Origin of the sequence: Nonomuraea salmonea (assembly GCF_042428605.1) — a bacterium.
Taxonomy (GTDB): Bacteria; Actinomycetota; Actinomycetes; order Streptosporangiales; family Streptosporangiaceae; genus Nonomuraea; species Nonomuraea salmonea.
The window spans coordinates 371,139-387,298 of sequence record NZ_JBHMCF010000008.1 but is presented as its reverse complement, the minus strand read 5'-3'; the positions used below and the strand labels follow the sequence as shown (position 1 = coordinate 387,298).

General features: G+C 69.1%; 17 protein-coding genes. 11 read left to right on the top strand and 6 right to left on the bottom strand.

Translation table 11 applies throughout. The features are described from left to right. Positions 1-135: 135 nt before the first annotated feature. Positions 136-2,715, bottom strand: a complete 2,580-nt coding sequence (locus ACFFR3_RS09355) for an AAA family ATPase (protein ID WP_379482943.1) — start codon at positions 2,713-2,715, stop codon at positions 136-138. 169 nt (positions 2,716-2,884) lie between these two features. Here ACFFR3_RS09355 and ACFFR3_RS09350 point away from each other — a divergent pair, with 169 nt between their 5' ends. The 4 genes from ACFFR3_RS09350 (at position 2,885) to ACFFR3_RS09335 (ending at position 6,472) form a co-directional block, all read left to right on the top strand. Next, positions 2,885-3,313, top strand: a complete 429-nt coding sequence (locus tag ACFFR3_RS09350; protein ID WP_345407923.1) for a DUF2267 domain-containing protein — start codon at positions 2,885-2,887, stop codon at positions 3,311-3,313. 119 nt (positions 3,314-3,432) lie between these two features. Further along, positions 3,433-4,041: a DUF1345 domain-containing protein gene (locus ACFFR3_RS09345; RefSeq protein WP_379482942.1), complete on the top strand. Its 609-nt coding sequence runs from the start codon at positions 3,433-3,435 to the stop codon at positions 4,039-4,041. A 171-nt stretch (positions 4,042-4,212) separates the two neighbouring features. Next, positions 4,213-4,776, top strand: coding sequence for a phosphate-starvation-inducible PsiE family protein (locus ACFFR3_RS09340; protein ID WP_379482941.1), 564 nt, complete (start codon positions 4,213-4,215; stop codon positions 4,774-4,776). Between the two features lie 598 nt (positions 4,777-5,374). Continuing rightward, positions 5,375-6,472, top strand: coding sequence for an FUSC family protein (locus ACFFR3_RS09335; protein ID WP_379482940.1), 1,098 nt, complete (start codon positions 5,375-5,377; stop codon positions 6,470-6,472). 76 nt (positions 6,473-6,548) lie between these two features. On the opposite strand, the gene ACFFR3_RS09330 is transcribed toward ACFFR3_RS09335, so the two are convergent. Together ACFFR3_RS09330 and ACFFR3_RS09325 are read right to left on the bottom strand one after the other, a co-directional pair. Then, complete coding sequence (locus ACFFR3_RS09330) at positions 6,549-7,949, bottom strand: sugar porter family MFS transporter (RefSeq protein WP_379482939.1); 1,401 nt, start codon at positions 7,947-7,949, stop codon at positions 6,549-6,551. 63 nt (positions 7,950-8,012) lie between these two features. Beyond that, entirely contained in the window at positions 8,013-9,065 is a 1,053-nt protein-coding gene (locus ACFFR3_RS09325) for a glucose 1-dehydrogenase (protein ID WP_379482938.1), read from the bottom strand. A 369-nt stretch (positions 9,066-9,434) separates the two neighbouring features. Here ACFFR3_RS09325 and ACFFR3_RS09320 point away from each other — a divergent pair, with 369 nt between their 5' ends. Further along, positions 9,435-9,773, top strand: coding sequence for a hypothetical protein (locus ACFFR3_RS09320; protein WP_345407911.1), 339 nt, complete (start codon positions 9,435-9,437; stop codon positions 9,771-9,773). A gap of 15 nt (positions 9,774-9,788) precedes the next feature. Next, positions 9,789-10,355: a hypothetical protein gene (locus ACFFR3_RS09315; RefSeq protein WP_379482937.1), complete on the top strand. Its 567-nt coding sequence runs from the start codon at positions 9,789-9,791 to the stop codon at positions 10,353-10,355. A gap of 94 nt (positions 10,356-10,449) precedes the next feature. On the opposite strand, the gene ACFFR3_RS09310 is transcribed toward ACFFR3_RS09315, so the two are convergent. Continuing rightward, on the bottom strand, positions 10,450-10,746 hold the full coding sequence (locus ACFFR3_RS09310; protein WP_345407905.1) for a DUF6223 family protein: 297 nt from the start codon (positions 10,744-10,746) through the stop codon (positions 10,450-10,452). On the opposite strand from ACFFR3_RS09310, the gene ACFFR3_RS09305 reads away from it, so the two are divergent. After that, positions 10,684-10,851, top strand: a complete 168-nt coding sequence (locus ACFFR3_RS09305) for a helix-turn-helix domain-containing protein (RefSeq protein ID WP_345407903.1) — start codon at positions 10,684-10,686, stop codon at positions 10,849-10,851. The two genes, ACFFR3_RS09310 and ACFFR3_RS09305, sit on opposite strands and share 63 nt — an antisense overlap. 47 nt (positions 10,852-10,898) lie before the next feature. Then, positions 10,899-11,942: a flavin-containing monooxygenase gene (locus ACFFR3_RS09300; protein WP_345407901.1), complete on the top strand. Its 1,044-nt coding sequence runs from the start codon at positions 10,899-10,901 to the stop codon at positions 11,940-11,942. 270 nt (positions 11,943-12,212) lie between these two features. Here ACFFR3_RS09300 and ACFFR3_RS09295 read toward each other — a convergent pair whose 3' ends face one another. After that, positions 12,213-13,634, bottom strand: coding sequence for an MFS transporter (locus ACFFR3_RS09295; protein ID WP_345407899.1), 1,422 nt, complete (start codon positions 13,632-13,634; stop codon positions 12,213-12,215). 196 nt (positions 13,635-13,830) lie between these two features. Here ACFFR3_RS09295 and ACFFR3_RS09290 point away from each other — a divergent pair, with 196 nt between their 5' ends. Then, positions 13,831-14,319, top strand: a complete 489-nt coding sequence (locus ACFFR3_RS09290) for a DUF4396 domain-containing protein (protein WP_345407897.1) — start codon at positions 13,831-13,833, stop codon at positions 14,317-14,319. Here ACFFR3_RS09290 and ACFFR3_RS09285 read toward each other — a convergent pair. Continuing rightward, positions 14,313-14,615, bottom strand: a complete 303-nt coding sequence (locus tag ACFFR3_RS09285) for a MerR family transcriptional regulator (RefSeq protein WP_379482936.1) — start codon at positions 14,613-14,615, stop codon at positions 14,313-14,315. The genes ACFFR3_RS09290 and ACFFR3_RS09285 overlap by 7 nt on opposite strands. 27 nt (positions 14,616-14,642) lie before the next feature. Here ACFFR3_RS09285 and ACFFR3_RS09280 point away from each other — a divergent pair, with 27 nt between their 5' ends. Then, positions 14,643-15,377, top strand: a complete 735-nt coding sequence (locus ACFFR3_RS09280; protein WP_379482935.1) for a methyltransferase domain-containing protein — start codon at positions 14,643-14,645, stop codon at positions 15,375-15,377. A 230-nt stretch (positions 15,378-15,607) separates the two neighbouring features. Next, positions 15,608-16,126: a carboxymuconolactone decarboxylase family protein gene (locus ACFFR3_RS09275; protein WP_364379261.1), complete on the top strand. Its 519-nt coding sequence runs from the start codon at positions 15,608-15,610 to the stop codon at positions 16,124-16,126. The last annotated feature ends 34 nt before the right edge of the window (positions 16,127-16,160 follow it).

The window sequence follows — 16,160 nt, the reverse complement described above, 5'->3', positions numbered from 1 at the left end:
TCCTTCCCCCCAGGCTGAGGCTGCGCCTTGGGCACGGTAATGGTGCTCTGCTCCTCCTTGCTTTCGAGCCTTCCGCACGCTTTTCGCGACCACATCCCCCAGGTGGGTAGTCATCGTCGTGCTCATTGGTGCGGCTCACGCGCGCCTTCCGCCTGACGGCGGATCGGAGCCGTTCTGTGTCTGCTCCGTCGCGAGCCGCGCGAGCTCGACCCGGGATCTGATGCTCAGCTTGCGGAAGATCTGCCTCAGGTGAAACGCGACCGTGTGGACGCTGATGAACATCTGTTCGGCGATCTGCGGGTTGGTCCAGCCGTCCGCCGCGAGCAACGTGACAGCGTGCTCGGTCTCGGTCAGGCTGCCCCAGCCGGAGACCGGCCGTTCGGCGTAGTTCCAGTGCCGGTGGCGTACCCCCATGCCGCGCAGCCTCCGGCGGATGCGCGCGGCGTCCCTCACCGAGCCGATGTCGTCGTACGTGCCCAGGGCGCGCTCCAGGCTCTCTGTGGCGTCCACGCGCCGTCCGGCGGCGGCGAGCATCTTGCCGAGGTCCTCCTCGGCGGAGGCCCGCGCCCACACGTCCTCGGCCCGCCCGGCGGCCAGCGCGAGCGCTTCGCGGTCCTCATCGAGCAGGCCCCGGGCATGCGCCGCGGCGGCGCACAACGCAGGAAACTCATGATTGGCCCCGGCGAGTGCCTCTGCGGCGGCGACTACGGACTCGGCCGCGGCCCGGTCGTCCGTGCCCAGAGCGAGCCGGACCATCCAGGGGCCGGCCCCGGGCTCCAGAGTGAGCAGCAGCGGGCAGGGCAGCTCGGCGAGCAGGCTCATCGCGCTGCCCGGCCCGTCGCGGGCCTCCGCGAGCTGCGCTGCCAGCAGGGCGTGCCGCAAGCGGGCCTCGGCCGCTCCCTCGGACTTCTCCCCAAGATGATGCGCCGCTCCCTGCAGGTCGCCGCGTCGCAGCGCGACGGCGGCGAGAACCGCACAGGCAGCCGCGACCGACAGCGGCGTGTTGAGCGCGCCGGCCAGGTCCAAGGCCCGCCTCGCCTCGGTGACCGCGTCGTCGAGACGGCCCGCGAGCAGCTCCAGGCGAGCCTCCAGCGCCGATGCGTCCGCGGCCCAGGCCAGATGGCCCTCCCCGAACATGTCCTTGCGCGCCTGGCGGAGCATCGCCCGTCCCTCGTCGAACCGGTGGACGTCGACGAGCACACCGGCTGCGATCAGGCAGGCCTCGTGGCGGCGTTCCGTCGGAGCGCCGGCACCGGCGGGCCGGCAGGCGCTCTCCGACAGGGCCAGCGCACGGGAAAGCCTGCCCTCGCGCCGCTCCGCTATGGCCAGGGCGACCAGCGCGGCACTCCTGGCCCCGGGACCATGGCGGTCCTTCCCGTCGATGATCTCCTGCGCGTACGCCCGCGCGGTGCCGTCGTCCGTCAGGCGCGCGGTGGCGTACAGCTGCACCAGGGTCGCCCGCTCGCGTACGTGTCCGGGCAGATCCGGGATCGCCAGTACCGTCTCGGCCTCGTGGATCGCCTCGTCGCCCCGGCCCGTCAAGTACATCGTGTCCGCCAGCAGGCAGCGTAGTTCGGCCGAGCCGTACAGGGAGCCGTGCTCGGTGAGGCGGCTGCGTACCATCTCCTCGGCCTCGTGGAGCCGTCCATTGGCGATCGCCGCGTCTATGGCGGTGGAGGCCGGGCCGGTGAGCAGGCGAGCCGGCGCCACTCTCTCGGAGCTCATGAGAACGCCGGACTGGTCGAGCAGCGTCTGCCGTACCGACGAAGGGATGCCCGCGGCGACGATGTCCGCGACGAGTTTGTGACGGAAGGCCAGGCCGTGCTCGGTCACGATCAGGATGCCGGCGGCCGTGGCCTCCTCCGTGATCGGGAGCAGCGCGGCCGGCGTGGTGTCCAGCAGCGCCGCGGCGTGCTCCAGCGACAATGAGCGGCCGAGCACGGCGATCGTCTCCACGAGGCTCCTGGCCGTCGTGCCGAGGGGGTCGATCCAGCCCCGCACCACGATTCGCAGCCGGCTGGGCGTGCGGGCACGCGCCGCCTCCCGCGGCAGCTCTTCCTCGCGCAGCCCCGCGAACAGCTCCGTGAGCAGCAGCGGATTGCCACCGGCGGTCGCCGCCAGTGCCTGCGTCGCCGGGTCGGACGACCTCCCGAGGGTGTCCTCGGTCAGCGCCGCGACCGCGGCCGGGGACAGCGGCGCGAGCGTCATCCTGTCGGCCCCTTCCCGCTCCAGGATGTCGAACAGCGACACGGCCTGGCATGCGTTCGGCGCGGTCGAGCGGGACATCAGCCAGCTGATGGGCCTGTCGGCCAGCAGGCCGTGCAGGGTGTGCAATATCCTCAGCGTCGCCGGGTCCGCCCGTTGCAGGTCGTCGAGCGCGGCCAGCACGGGCCCCGTGGTCAGCCGCTCGAGGGCCGCTCGCAACCGCTCCAGGACCAGCGGGCCGAAGCGGGTGGAGGCGTCGCCGCCTTCCGGCTCGGACCGCAGATCGAGGGCCTCCAGCAACGTGCTGCACGGGGCGAGCTCGCCCAGCTCCTCCACCCTTCCGTGCACGACCCCGATCCCGCGTTCGGACGCCTCGGCGATGGCATCGGCGAGCAGCCGGCTCTTCCCCGACCCCGGCTCTCCGACAATCAGCAGTGTCCCGCCCCCACCTTGCCGCAACCTCTGCAGCAGGCTCTCGACGTGACACCATTCATGATCGCGTCCCCGCATGGTTCCTCCCATGGAGCGCCTGCCACGACAGGAAAAGGGAAATCCCATGCCCGATGAGATCTTTCGTTCCTGGTGCGACAACTACCCGGCTGGGGGATGTGGCCCCATGTCCGACATGCGGAAACTTGTCGGGAAGGCTGCCCGCAGAGGGGTGAAAGGAGTCAAGGCGATGGCGGAAACCGGTTATGCGCCGTTCAACCGTACGGTGGACAAGACCAACCGCGTGCTGCGGGAGATCGAGGAGGCGCACGGCTGGACGCCTGAGCGCCGCAATCAGTCCTACGCCGCCTTGCGCGCCGTGCTGCACGCGCTACGGGACCGGCTGACCGTGCAGGAGAGCGCCCAGTTGGCCGCTCAGTTGCCGCTGCTGATGCGCGGGATCTACTACGACGGCTGGCGGCCAAGCACCGTGCCGGTCAAGGCCCATCGTAAGGAGTTCCTCGACCGCGTCTCGGGCGAGCTGGCCTTCGAGCTCCAGGAGAGCGAGGAAGAGCTGGTCCAGAAGGTTTTGCAAGCGCTCAGAAGGCACATCACCGATGGCGAGTGGGAGGACGTGAAGTCCGCCATGCCGAAGGATTTGACCTCGATCCTGGCCTGAGCGCCCCGAACTCCGATCGGCGACACACCGGCCGGGGTCCTGTGGCTGCGGAGGCTCGTTGGGATGCTGGAGCGATGAGGTTCGCGTCCAGGGGAAGCGCCGGGAAGCGCGTCATGTCGGTGCGCCGCGTGCTGACATCCCTGGGGGTCGGGGTCGTCATCGCGGCTGGTTCCTGGTGTCTGGGGCTTCCGGAGTTGTCGCCGCTGCTCGGCTGGGGTGTGGCCGCGACGGTGGGCCTGGTCTGGGTGTGGTTGATCAGCTGGCCCAAGGATCACCAGGAGACCAAGCGGCTGGCTCAGGAGGAGGGCGACGCCCGCTCCACCGACACCGGCGTGCTGATCGGCGCGGTAGCCAGCCTGGGAGCGGTCGCGCTCGCGTTGGTCCGCACCGCCAGTCACACCCCGTTGACGACGGTCCTGGTCATTCTGAGCGTGGTGACGGTCGTCGTGTCGTGGGGCCTGGTGAACACGGTGTTCGCCTTCAAGTACGCCAGGCTCTACTACGTGGACGAGGACGGCGGCATCGACTTCGCGCAGAAGGATCCGCCGGCGTACAGCGACTTCGCCTATCTCGCCTTCACGATCGGTGTGACGTTCGGCCTGACCGACGACCGCGTGGTCAGCACGCACATTCGCAAGGTGGTTCTTGCGCACGCTTTGCTGTCCTACTTCTTCAACACCGGCATCCTGGCCGTGGCCATCAACCTCGTCACCGACCTGGGCCGGTAATCCAATGGTCACCATGACGCTGGGCTGCGATGAGCTACGAGTGCAGGACCTGAGCTGGGCAGATCATGGACAGCACCGCACAGGACCGGGAGATTCACACGTGCCGGACCGAGGGTAGAGGCCACCCTGTACGACGGTCCCAGCACACAGCATCAATCCCAGGTATGGCTCATGAACAACCCAACGGACAGATCAGGTGCGCCCGGACCTCCATCTGCGGCCGAAGCCGTGGCACGCGAGGTCGCTCACACGCCGGGTAACAGCAAGCTGCTGGCCATCCTGGTCTCTGCCGAGCACGGGATCCTCTACCTGGTGTCGCTCGTGCTGCTGGCTCTGGGCGTCGGCATTCTCGTCCTGCTGACCCTCACGATCGTCCAAGGAGGGGCATCCGGTGCTGAGAAGATCATCGTCATCCTGGAAGAGCTACTCCTCGTGCTGATCGTCCTGGAGATCTTCGTCACGGTGCAGACCCACCTCGCGGGCGGCCGCCTGCAGCTGGAACCGTTCATCATCGTCGGCATCATCGCGATCATCCGGCACCTTCTGTCGGTGGTCGTCCGGCTGACGGTGTCGGTGAGCCCGTCAGAGAGCCGCCAGCAGCTCACGGAGCTTGCCATTTATGCGGGAAGCGCCTTCATACTGGTGGCGGCGCTGGCGCTGGCGCGATGGTCGCGGCAGCGGCTCACCCCGTCGCCGCCGGGTCCAGCGACTCCAGCGCTTCCGGATGACGGCTGACCGATCCTTGCCCTCAACGCTCTTCCCTCCGAATCTGGTCCGGCCGCTTGTCCGGGCGCAGGCCACGCCAGCTCGGATGCCGCAGAACGGCCGTCCGCGCTTGGTCTCCGGAATGCCACGGCCCCGTCGCCGACGCTGTGGGGCGGACGCCCCAGTGCTCTCCTGCGTCTACGGCCGTCGAAAGCAGGTCTCTGACTTGCGCGTACGGCAGGTCGATGGTGGAGCCGCCGTCCACGTGCAAGGCATCGAAGATCAGGTACGAGATCGGCGTTGACCGAGCCAGGGCCGCGACTCGGCCTGAAGCGGTTCCAGCTCCGGACAAGCGGGGCTCGTGATCTCACCGAGGTGACCTGGCGGCATGGTGAAGGCAATGTGCTGTTCGGGTACGGAGCGCCCGCCACCCGATTGGGCGGCCCCACGATAAAAGGGGAAAGACGACCCGGAAGCCGCCAGGCGAGGCAGCACGTCTAGGGGCCCAGTGATGGTACTTTCCGCCGTGAGGCGATGGCTGAACCGATGGGGCGACCGAATCTCCGACTCGGTTCGATGGCGGCGGCGTGGGGTTCACCGCTGGGTGCGGCGTGAGAGGCAGTTGCTGATGCCGACGGTGACGGTCATCGTCGGCTGCCTGGTGGCTTGGCGGGTCTCCACCGAAGTCATCGGTTCACCCCAGCCGGTGCTCGCTCCCACCGGCGTGTTGCTGTCGGTGACGGTGACCGCTTACAGCACGGTGGTCCAGGCCGTCCAGCAGACGATAGCGGTGCTGGTCGGACTGGCGGCCGCACTCGGCTTCGTGCAGGTGTTCGGCACCAACGCCGCCACCATGGCCATCCTCGTCGCAGTCGCGCTGGTGGTCAGCAGGACCGTCGGCATACCTTGGCAGAACACGCAGGCGCCCATCACCGCCCTCCTGGTGTTCGCCCTGGGCCGCGAGTACGGCATGGCACGGCTGCTCGACATCGTCGTCGGCGCCCTCGTCGGAGCCACGCTCATACTGATGATCCCGCCCCGTCACGTGGGCAGGGCCGCCAAGGACATGGCCGACCTGGCCGATGATCTCGCAGACCTCTGTTCCGATCTGGCGGAAGGCGTCAGGCAACCCTGGACCGCACACCAGGCGCAGAAATGGCTGGCCCGCGCCAGGCGCATGTCTGCCAGGCTGCGATCGGCCCACGAGAGCGCCGAACGAGCCACTGAGTCCCTGCGGTTCACCATGCATCGGGAACGAACCCGCCAGCGCCTGCGCCGGATCATGCAGGCTGTCCTCTGTCTGGAGCACGCCTGCCATCAGATGCGCGGCGTCGCCCGTGCCCTCGCGGACCTGGCCGCCGGGGTCCGTGGCCTTCCAGGACAGCGTGAGACCGGCGATTTCCCCGAGGTCTTCGCCGACCTGCTGGATGGGATCGGGCAGGCCTATGCCTGTTTCGAGCAGCTGCTGGTCGCCCCTGGCGGCGGGGTGGACCTGGTTCGCCTGCGCGGCATCGTGGCGGAAGGTGAGCGCCTCGAGCGCGCTGCTCGCATGGAGATGGCGAAGATCGATCCGCATTCACCGCTCTGGACGTTGTACGGCGCTTTGCTCGACGACTGCGTCCAACTGCGCTACGAGGTCGATCCCGACGACGGGCCACATCGTGAGGCCATTCCTCCACGCGCCCGTGAACAAGCGGACTGGCTCACGTCGCGGCGACGACGCTGACCTTCCGCCGTCCAGCGCATTCACCGGGAGATGGCCGGCCGACGGGCGGTGGCGCGCCACGGTTGTAGCGACCGGGTCAACCCATTTCCTCCAGACTGCGCCCCTTGGTCTCCCTGATCCATCTGGCGACGAAGACGAACGACAGCAGCGCCATGACGGCGTAGCCGGCGTAGGTGAGCGGAAGATTCCACTCCGCGAGCGCCGGGAACGACACCGAGATCAGCCAGTTGGCGATCCACTGGGCCCCAGCGGCGACGCCCAGGGCTGCGGCGCGGATGCGGTTGGGGAACATCTCGCCCAGCAGCACCCAGATCACCACCCCCCACGACAGTGCGAAGAACAGCACGAACACGTTGGCGGCGACGAGCGCGATCAGCCCCTGCGGATCCGGCAGCGTGACCTTGTCGCCGGTCCCCCTGGCCGCGCTGAACGCCCATGCCGTGGTGGCCAGCGCGATCGTCATCCCCACTGAGCCGATCAGGAGCAGCGGCTTGCGGCCGATCCTGTCGACCAGCGCCATCGCGATCAGTGTGCCGACGATGTTGATGATCGAGCTGGAGAAGCTGATCAGCAGGGAGTCGCTCTGGTTGATGCCGACCGACTGCCACAGTACGGTCGAGTAGTAGAAGATCACGTTGATGCCGACGAACTGCTGGAAGGCCGACAGGATGATGCCGATCCAGACGATCGGCAGCAGCCCGAGCGCCGGGCCGCGGAGGTCCTTCACTCCCGGCACGCGTTCGACGCGCACCACGTGCTGGATCTCCGCGATGCGCTTGTCCAGGTCCACGTCCTCACCCTCGATCTGAGTCAGCACCTCGCGCACCTGCTGGGTGCGGCCCGACATGATCAGATAGCGGGGCGATTCGGGGAGTTTCAGCGCGAGCAGCAGGTACATCAGGGCAGGGATCGCGCAGGCACCCAGCATCCACTGCCAGGCCTGCAGCGGCCCGAGGTGGTTGCTGACGTTGCCGCCGGCGATGCTGGCGATCACATAGTTGACGAGCTGTGAGATGGCGATGCCGAGCACGATGGCCAACTGCTGGAACGAGCCCAGCCGGCCACGGTAGGCGGGCGGCGCGACCTCGGCGATGTACGCGGGTGCGAGCATCGACGCCATGCCGATCGCGAAGCCCGCCACCACTCTCCAGAAGCCGAGATCCCAGAGCGAGAACGGCAGCATCTGCCCGATCGAGCTGACGGCGAACAGCAGCGCCGCCAACTGCATGGACCTCGTACGCCCCAACTGGTCGGCCAGCCGTCCGCCCGTACAGGCGCCCACGGCCGACCCCAGCAGCGCGATCGCCACCACGACGCCGGTCTCGACCGGTCCCACCCGGAAGCGGTGCTGGATACCCACGACAGCGCCGTTGACGACGGCACTGTCGTACCCGAACAGAAATCCGCCGACGGCCGCGGCTGCCGCGATGAACGCGACACGTCCCAGGCGCCCGCGCCGGGCTTGGTCAGTGATCATGAAAGTTCCCCTCGGCGGGGCATACCCACTGGTCACCCCCAGTAGCCGGCATGGCCGGTTCCGCTATGTGGTGAGGTCGATGACGACCTTGACGTCGTCCCCGGGCCGGAAAGCCTCCAGCGCGCAGTCCAGCGGCACCCGCCTGGTGATCAGCCGTTCGAGCCACCCTCGATCGGCCTCGGCCAAGGCGGTCGCCGCGGCCCTGAAGTGGCGCAGGTTCGCGTTCACCGTGCCGAAGACCACGTCGTTCTCCAGCACGATCTCCCGGTTGATCATCCCGGGGTCCACCCGATGCTCGCGCCCTCCGGGCGCGAGCCCGCACAAGCACACGATGCCCGTCGGCGCATTCATCGTCATGGCTTCGATGACGAGTTGCCCAGCACCAGTGCACTCGATGATGACGTCGGGCTTGTGCCGGCGGAAATCCATCAGGGACGTGCCCGAGTGATAGGTGCCGCCCAGGTCTGAAACCAGTCTCGACTTGAGTCCTCCTTCAGGAGCCAGGTCGAGCACGTGCAGGTCAAGCCCCCGCTGCCGCCCCATGAGCGCGGCCAGCAACCCGATCGGCCCTGCCCCCGTCACCAGCACCATGTGTGGCTCGAACCAGGCCCGTGCACCGATTCGGTCGATCTGCTCCCACGCCTTGGCGACCACGGACATGGGCTCGGTCAGCATGCCGACACTTTCCAGCGACGGATCCAGGCGCACGGAGTACCCCGCCTCTACCGTCCAACGCTCGCTTCCGTACCCGTCGAACTCCTTGATGCCGCGCTCGGAGTAGCGGCCGTTACGGCACATGTCGAACTCGCCGTGCAGGCACGCCCCGCACGGCACCGGATCGGGGCGACGTACGACACCCACCACCAGGTCACCCGGCGAGAACGCGGAGCCCGCGGGCGCCTCCAGCACCCGGCCGAGCGACTCGTGCCCGATGACCATCCGCTCCTCGCCCGGGGGCGCCCAGCCGTACACGGCGGCGGCCAGCTCCCTGTCTGTCCCGCAGATGCCCAGGGCCAGCCCTTGGACGAGCAGCTCACCCGCGCCCGGCTCCGGATCGGGCACCTCCCGCACCGCCAGCGTCCCCATCTGGCCTGGCGCAAATGTCAGCGCACGCATCCGGCCTCACCCCCGGGACGGGTTCCTACCCGGGACGTTCAGGGGAATGGTAAGGCGCCGACCATGACATGGCGCTCAACGCCTTGCCTCGCATTCGTATCCGGCGCGCACCGCTTGGATGAGGGGCCGAACACCTGATTTCCTGGGGCCTCCTTCCACGGTGCCCCGCCGCGGCTCTGCTCGAGGCTGAAAGCGGAAGGTCGATCGAGGCCGCCGCCGATACGGCCCGACCTGAGCGTTCTCGATGCGGCCCGCGGTGCCGGTGTATCGCTGTTGCACCCCGGCCGATCCGGTGCCCTTTCTGACGACGGCGTCCCAGCGGGCGGTGCGCAGCAACCGCTGTCGGTTGGTGCCCCGATAATCTTCCTCATGACGAAATCTCTGACGGCCGTGATGGCGGCTGTCGTGGTCATCCCGGCTGCCCCAGCCCAGGCGGCATCGGTGGATGTGGTGAGGGCGGTCGAGAAGCTGGTCGCCGACGGGGCCGCAGGGCGGGTCTGGCAGTTCGCGAGTGCGGCGATGCCGCATGATCCCAGAATGGACGATCTGCCGCGCGGTTCGTTCCCCAGCACCTCGTTCCACGTCCACACCAGGGGCATCTTGCGGCTTGGCCGCCCGGGCATCGTGAGTTCCGACCTACGGCGGGAGGTCAAGGCGAACTATTGGCACGTGCATTTCCTCAAGGAGGATGCCGCCTACGGCGATTAGCGGGACGCGGACCTGGTGAAGGTGTTCACCCGTCCGCAGCGGCTGCGGACGGTCGGCGGCGTGCAGTATGCCAACGGGCCAGCGTATGGACGGAAGGGGTGGGTGAATCTGGGCAAGGCGCCAGGCGGAGCCGGGCTGCACGCCGACCAGGTCATCGACATCTTCGAACGGGCCACGCTGAAGGCTTTGATCGCCAAGGCCACCATCAACAGGCCCTCCGGCGCGCTTGTCGGTGTCGACAACCGAGCGGTGGTCAAGAAGTCCTGGACCATCAGGGGGACGATCACCCTGACTGAGTTGTTCAAGCTGTCGCCTGCCTTCCGCGAGATGGTTGGTGGCCCGCTCCACCCGAGGATGCGGAACCTCAGCCTCATGTGGGGAATCTCCGCCGATCTGAGCGGACGTCCGATCGTCGTCCAGACAGTTCTGAGGACGGGCAAGGGAGACCCGGATCTCGCGATCGGGAATGTGGTCTCGGCGACCCGGTACGGCTGGGACGCCAAGGCCACTGTCACGGCGCCGACCGCAATGCGGGTCAAGCGGTTGCCCTTTGGGGACGACATCACCGACTTCTTTCGGTGAGCCGGTGCGATCATCCCCCGGGGGTCGGCGAACTGCCCGCCTCAATGGAAATTGAAGCCGGTCCACGCACGACATCCGACGGTCCAGTTGCGGGTCAGGTGGTCCGGCGGGAGCGGAGCAGAGCCAGGGCGCCGAGGAGGAGGGCGATCCGGGCCATCGCCAGGTCCACGTAGCCGCCGACGATGCCGTACCCCGTGCCAGGACCGCCTTCTGCGGCGGCGATGATCCAGCCGCCGATGACCGCGGTGGCGAGCCCCGCCGTCAGAGCTATGGTTGCGCCCCGCCTTCCGAGGCGGCCGGTGGGGCGGGCCGGCCGTACGTGCTGTGGATGCGGCTCCGGCTCGCGCTGTACGCGCTGGCGGACGGTGCCACCCTGACCGACGCCGCGCACGCTGCCGGCTTCTCCGACGCCCCGCACCTGAGCCGGACGATCCGCCGCATGATGGGCGACGCACCATCGGTGCTGTCAACCGGGGTGCGCTGGCTGCGGGGATAGCAGGTTCGTTCAAGCCAGACCGGCGGGCGGCGGGCCAGGCTGATCGCATGATAACCGTGATCGGCGCCGGCCAGGCAGGGCTTGCCGTGGGCCGGGAGCTACGCCTGGCCAGGCATGACGTGCTCGTCCTGGAAGCGCACTCGCGCGTGGGGGAGTCCTGGCGGCGCCGCTGGGACTCGCTGCACCTGTTCACCTCCGCCCGGCTGAGCTCGCTGCCTGGCCTGCCGCTGCCCGGCGACGGCGGCCGTTACCCGCATAAGGACGAGGTGGCCGCCTACCTCGAGACCTATGCGACACACTTCGACCTCCCCATCCGTCTGGGCACCCCCGTACGGCAGCTGCGCCGGGCGAAAGACGGAACCTTCGAGGCGGTCACGGATCACGACACCTACACCGCCGAGGGCGTGGTGGTCGCGACCGGCCCTTTCCAACGTCCGCACATTCCCGGTCTGCCGCTCCCGCCGGACATCGTCGCTGTGCACAGTGCCCATTACCGCAGCCCCAGCCAACTGCCCGACGGACCCGTGCTCGTGGCAGGCGGCGGCAACTCCGGCATGCAGATCGCAGCAGAGCTGTGTGCGGACCGGCAGGTCACTGTCGCGCTCGGCACGCGTAAACCGGCGTTGCCCCAGCGCGTTCTCGGCCGCGACCTCTTCGCCTGGCTGGAGCTGGCCGGGGTCGTACGAGCCCCGGTCACCAGCCGTCTCGGCCGCCTCGTACGCAGGCGCGACCCGCTGATCGGCACCGGTCCCGAGCAACTGCGCCGTTTGGCAGTGCGCGTCGTCGATCGCATCGTCTCCGTAGAGGGAAACCGGTTCAGAACGGCTGAAGGCGAGACGGTGACGCCGTCCGCCGTGATCTGGGCGACCGGATACCGCCCTGACTACCGCTGGATGCGTATCCCCGGAGCTCTGGACGGCGACGTGCCGCTGCACATCGGCGGAATCAGCCCGGTGCCCGGCCTCACCTACGTCGGCCTGCCCTTCCAGAGCAGCCGCGGCTCTGCTTTGCTCGGCTGGGTGGGAGAAGACGCGGCTCGCGTGGCACAAAGCTACCCGTCAAGAGGCTCCGCGATAACGGTACGTCGGTGACTCGACCGCAGGTCGCCGAGGCAGGGCCGCAGTCCGCCGCGGGCTGGGCCCTGCACGCCCCTGAACTGTCCTACCGGAAGACCTGCTATGCAGGGGAGCGACCTGCACCGATTGCCGGGTCAGCAGGAGCTTCGTGAGTCGATCTGAACGGTTTGGATCGGTGTCGGGCCGATCTCTCCCAGAGCGTCATTGTCGTCCGCGCCGACCCACCAGGTCGTGCGGTGGATCGGCACGGGATCGCGGCCCGGTCCGGTATCGGTGGGAGGACACTCAACTTCGGGCGGCGGTGACCTGCTCGGTGGGAGCCGGGGCGGTGGTCCGCAGGGTGGTGGCGGCGGTCAGGGCGGCCAGGAGGGCGATGGCGGCGGCTCCGATGAAGGCGGCGGAGAAGCCGTCGGTGAGTGCGGGCAGGTTTCCGAGCCGATCGGCGCCGTTGGCGGCGGCGACGGCGGTCATGGCGGCCAGGCCGAGCGCCGAGCCCACCTGGTAGCTGGTGTTGACGATGCCCGAGGCCAGGCCGCCTTCCTCCGGGCGGGCGGAGGAGATGGCGGTGCCGAGGGAGGGGATGAAGGCCAGCGACATGCCGAGCGCGGCCACGAGGCCGGCGGGCAGGACGTCGGTGAGGAAGCCGCCGTCCGGGCTGATCAGCGACAGCCAGGCCATACCGGCGGTGAGCAGGACGAGGCCGGCGACCGTGGTGGCCTTGGGGCCGAAGCGGCCGATGGCCCGGGGCGCCAGGACGATCATGCCGAGCATGATGAGGACGGTCATCGGGAGCAGCGCGGCGCCGCTCGGGAAGGCGCTGTAGCCGAGGACCTGCTGCAGGTAGAGGTTGAGGAAGAACCACATCGGGATCCACGCGCCGCCCAGCAGGAGCTGGGTGAGGTTGGCGGCGGCCAGGTTCGGCGTACGGAAGATCGACAGGCGCATCAGCGGCTCGCGGCGGCGGGCCTGGACGGCGACGAACGCGGCCAGCAGCACCACGGCGCCGGCGAGGACGAGCCACGTCTCGGCCGAGCCCCAGCCGGCCTCCGGTGCGCGGACGATGGCGTAGACGGCGGTGCCGAGGCCGAGGGTGACGGTCAGGGTGCCGAGCACGTCGATGGAGCCGCGCGCCGATGGGGTGGCGGGCATCAGGGCGCCCGTGGCCAGGAGCGCGACGAGGGCGATGGGGATGTTGATGTAGAAGACCCAGGGCCAGCTCAGGTATTCGGTGATGAGGCCGCCGAGGAAGACGCCCGCGGTGCCGCCGGCGGGGGCTGCGGCGCCGTACAGGGCGAGAGCCTTGGTCAGCTCCTTCGGGTCGTGGCCGAACAGCATCATCAGCAGGGTGAGCGCGGACGGAGCGATCAGCGCGGCGCCGACGCCCTGGACGGCACGGCCGGTCAGCTCGATCCACACCTCGGGTGCGACGCCGGCCAGGAGGGATCCGGCGAGCAGGATGAGCCAGCCGGTGCTGAAGAGCCGGCGCGCCCCGAACAGGTCGGACAGGCGGCCGCCGAGGAGGAGCAGGCCGCCGAAGGCGACGACGTAGGCGTTGAAGACCCAGGACAGGTTCTCCTGGGAGAAGCCGAGGTCCTGCTGGATACGGGGGAGGGCCACGCCGATGATCGACGTGTCCATGATGACGATGAACTGGGCGGTGGCGATCAGGGCCAGTGCGGCCCAGCGCCGGGGGAATGGTGCGGGCATGGGTGTTCTCCACTCGAAAGCCTGATACCCCTAAGGGGTATTGCGTCGGCTAGAAAATACCACCGGGGGGTATCTGTCAAGCCGGTCGAGTGGTGAACGGGGAACGCGGCTGCGCAGGGCCGGCGGCAGAACATTGCCAGCATACGGGTAGGGGGTATAGGTTTGCCTGGGTGTCTATTCGAGCTAGAAGGTTCTGATGTCTGAATCGACGCACCACGGTGACGGCTCCGGCGTCCACCGGCAGCGGAAGGTGACGTGGGGAGTGGCCGCCTCGGCGACCCTGCACTGCCTCACCGGCTGTGCCATCGGTGAGGTGCTCGGCATGGTCATCGCCACCGCCCTGGGCTGGCACGACCTGCCCAGCATCCTGCTGGCCGTCGCGCTGGCGTTCGTCTTCGGATACGCGCTCACCCTGCGCGGACTGTTCCGTGCGGGCCTGAAGTGGCGTGCGGCGCTACGCCTCGCCCTGGCCGCCGACACCCTGTCGATCCTCGTCATGGAGATCGTCGACAACGGCGTCATGGTGATCATCCCGGGCGCGATGGACGCCGGTCTCGCCTCGTTGCTGTTCTGGGGGGCGCTGGCGTTCTCGCTGCTGGTGGCCTTCCTCGTCACTCTGCCCATCAACAAGTGGATCATCGGGCGCGGCAAGGGGCACGCCGTGATCCACGCCTACCATCACTGACCGGTCGGCCTGCCCGACGCGTTCGGATCCTCGCGGTTGCGGCGGTGGATCTCGCGGCGGGTGGCCGGCTCTGCGGCGGTGAGCGTCTGACGGAGATCCTCCAAGCCGATGCCGGCTTCCCCGGCGCGCAGGATCGCGGCGACCCGGTAGAGGTCGTCACGGCCGTGGCGGCGGCGATCGCCCTCGGCGCGGGCCGGGGAGAGCAGGCCCACCGCCTCCCAGTGGCGCAGGACGTGCGGCGCGAGCCCGAACCTGGCTGCGGCGTCGCCGACGGCCATCGCCGGAGTTGACTTCATGTCGACATCAAGTCGCATGGTGGGGGCATGTCGAACGAACTCATCAAGCTCCTCGACCGCGCCGACGCCATGCCGGCCGCCGCCCTGTTGCGCGCCCGCACGTACGACCTGCTCCGGCTCAAGCCCGGCGACACCGTCGTCGACGTGGGCTGCGGCGCGGGCCTGGCGGTCGCCGAGCTGGCCGACAGGAACGTCACGGCGGTCGGCATGGACGTCAGCGAAGAGATGATCACGGTGGCCCGGCGGCGCCGGCCCCAGGCCGACTTCCGCATCGGCGACGCCTATCGCCTGCCCTTGCATGATCGCGAGGTGGCCGGTTACCGGGCGGACAAGGTCTTCCACGAGCTCGCCGACCCGGCCAAGGCTCTGGCCGAGGCCGTACGCGTGCTGACCCCCGGCGGCCGGATCGTCCTCATCGGACAGGACTGGGACACCATCGTCATCGACTCCGACCAGCCCGCCCTCACCCGGATCATCGTGCACGCCCGCGCCGACCTCACCACGAACCCGCGCGCCGCCCGCGCGTACCGCAACCTGCTGCTGGACGCCGGGTTCCGCGAGGTGGAGGTGGAGGCGCACGTCGGGGTCTTCACCGGCGAGACCATGCTCGCCATGCTGACCGGCCTCGCGCAGGCCGCGCATTCGGCGGGGGTCATCACCCGGGAGGAGTGCGACGCCTGGACGGGGGAGCAGGCGCGCCGTGCCGAGGAGGACCGGCTGTTCCTCGCCCTGCCGCTGTTCGTCGCCTCCGCCACCAAGTAGCCGATCAGCCGGCGCCGCAGGCGCGCCACCCCAGGTCACGGAAGCCGGCGGCCTCGGCCACGGCGGCGGAGGCCCGGTTGGCGGGGTCGTGCATGTAGGTGGGCAGGGCGCCTTCGTCCAGCACCCGCCTGGCCGGCGGGCCGGCGGCCGAGCCATCGAGACAGATGCCGAGTCAGCAAGCGTTGCATCATCTTCCCTTCCTATACGGTAGGGGGGTAGGGTACGTCGCTATGAGACGCTTGGTGCCGCTTGAGCCCGCGACCGCTCCCGGCAAGTCCCAGGACCTGCTGCAGGACATCCTCGACAGGAGGGGCAGCGTGGGGGAGATGGTCGCCACCATGGCGCACTCCCCGGCGCTGCTGGAGGGTTACCTGAACCTGTCGCGCGCCATGAAACGCGTCAAACTGCCGCGGGCGCTCAGCGAGAAGGTCTCGCTCGCCGTACAGGAGTGGATCGGGTGCGGCACCTGCATGCAGGCGCACATCGAGGCGGGACGTGCTGCCGGGCTCAGCGATGCCGACATCGCGCTGGCGCGGCAGGGCACGTCCACCGACGCCAGGGAGGCGGCCCTGATCGCGGTGGCCGTACGGGTGCTGGCCGAGCCGTCGTCCCTCACCGACGCCGACGTGGCCGATCTGCGGGCGCACGGGTGGAGCGACCGGGTCATCGCCGAGATCGTCGGCGTCGTCACGCTCAACTTCCTGACCGGCGCCTTCAACCTCCTGGCCGGCCTGCAGCCGTCGAGCTGACGATCGCCAGAATCTGGTACGAAGGCTGGGCCGA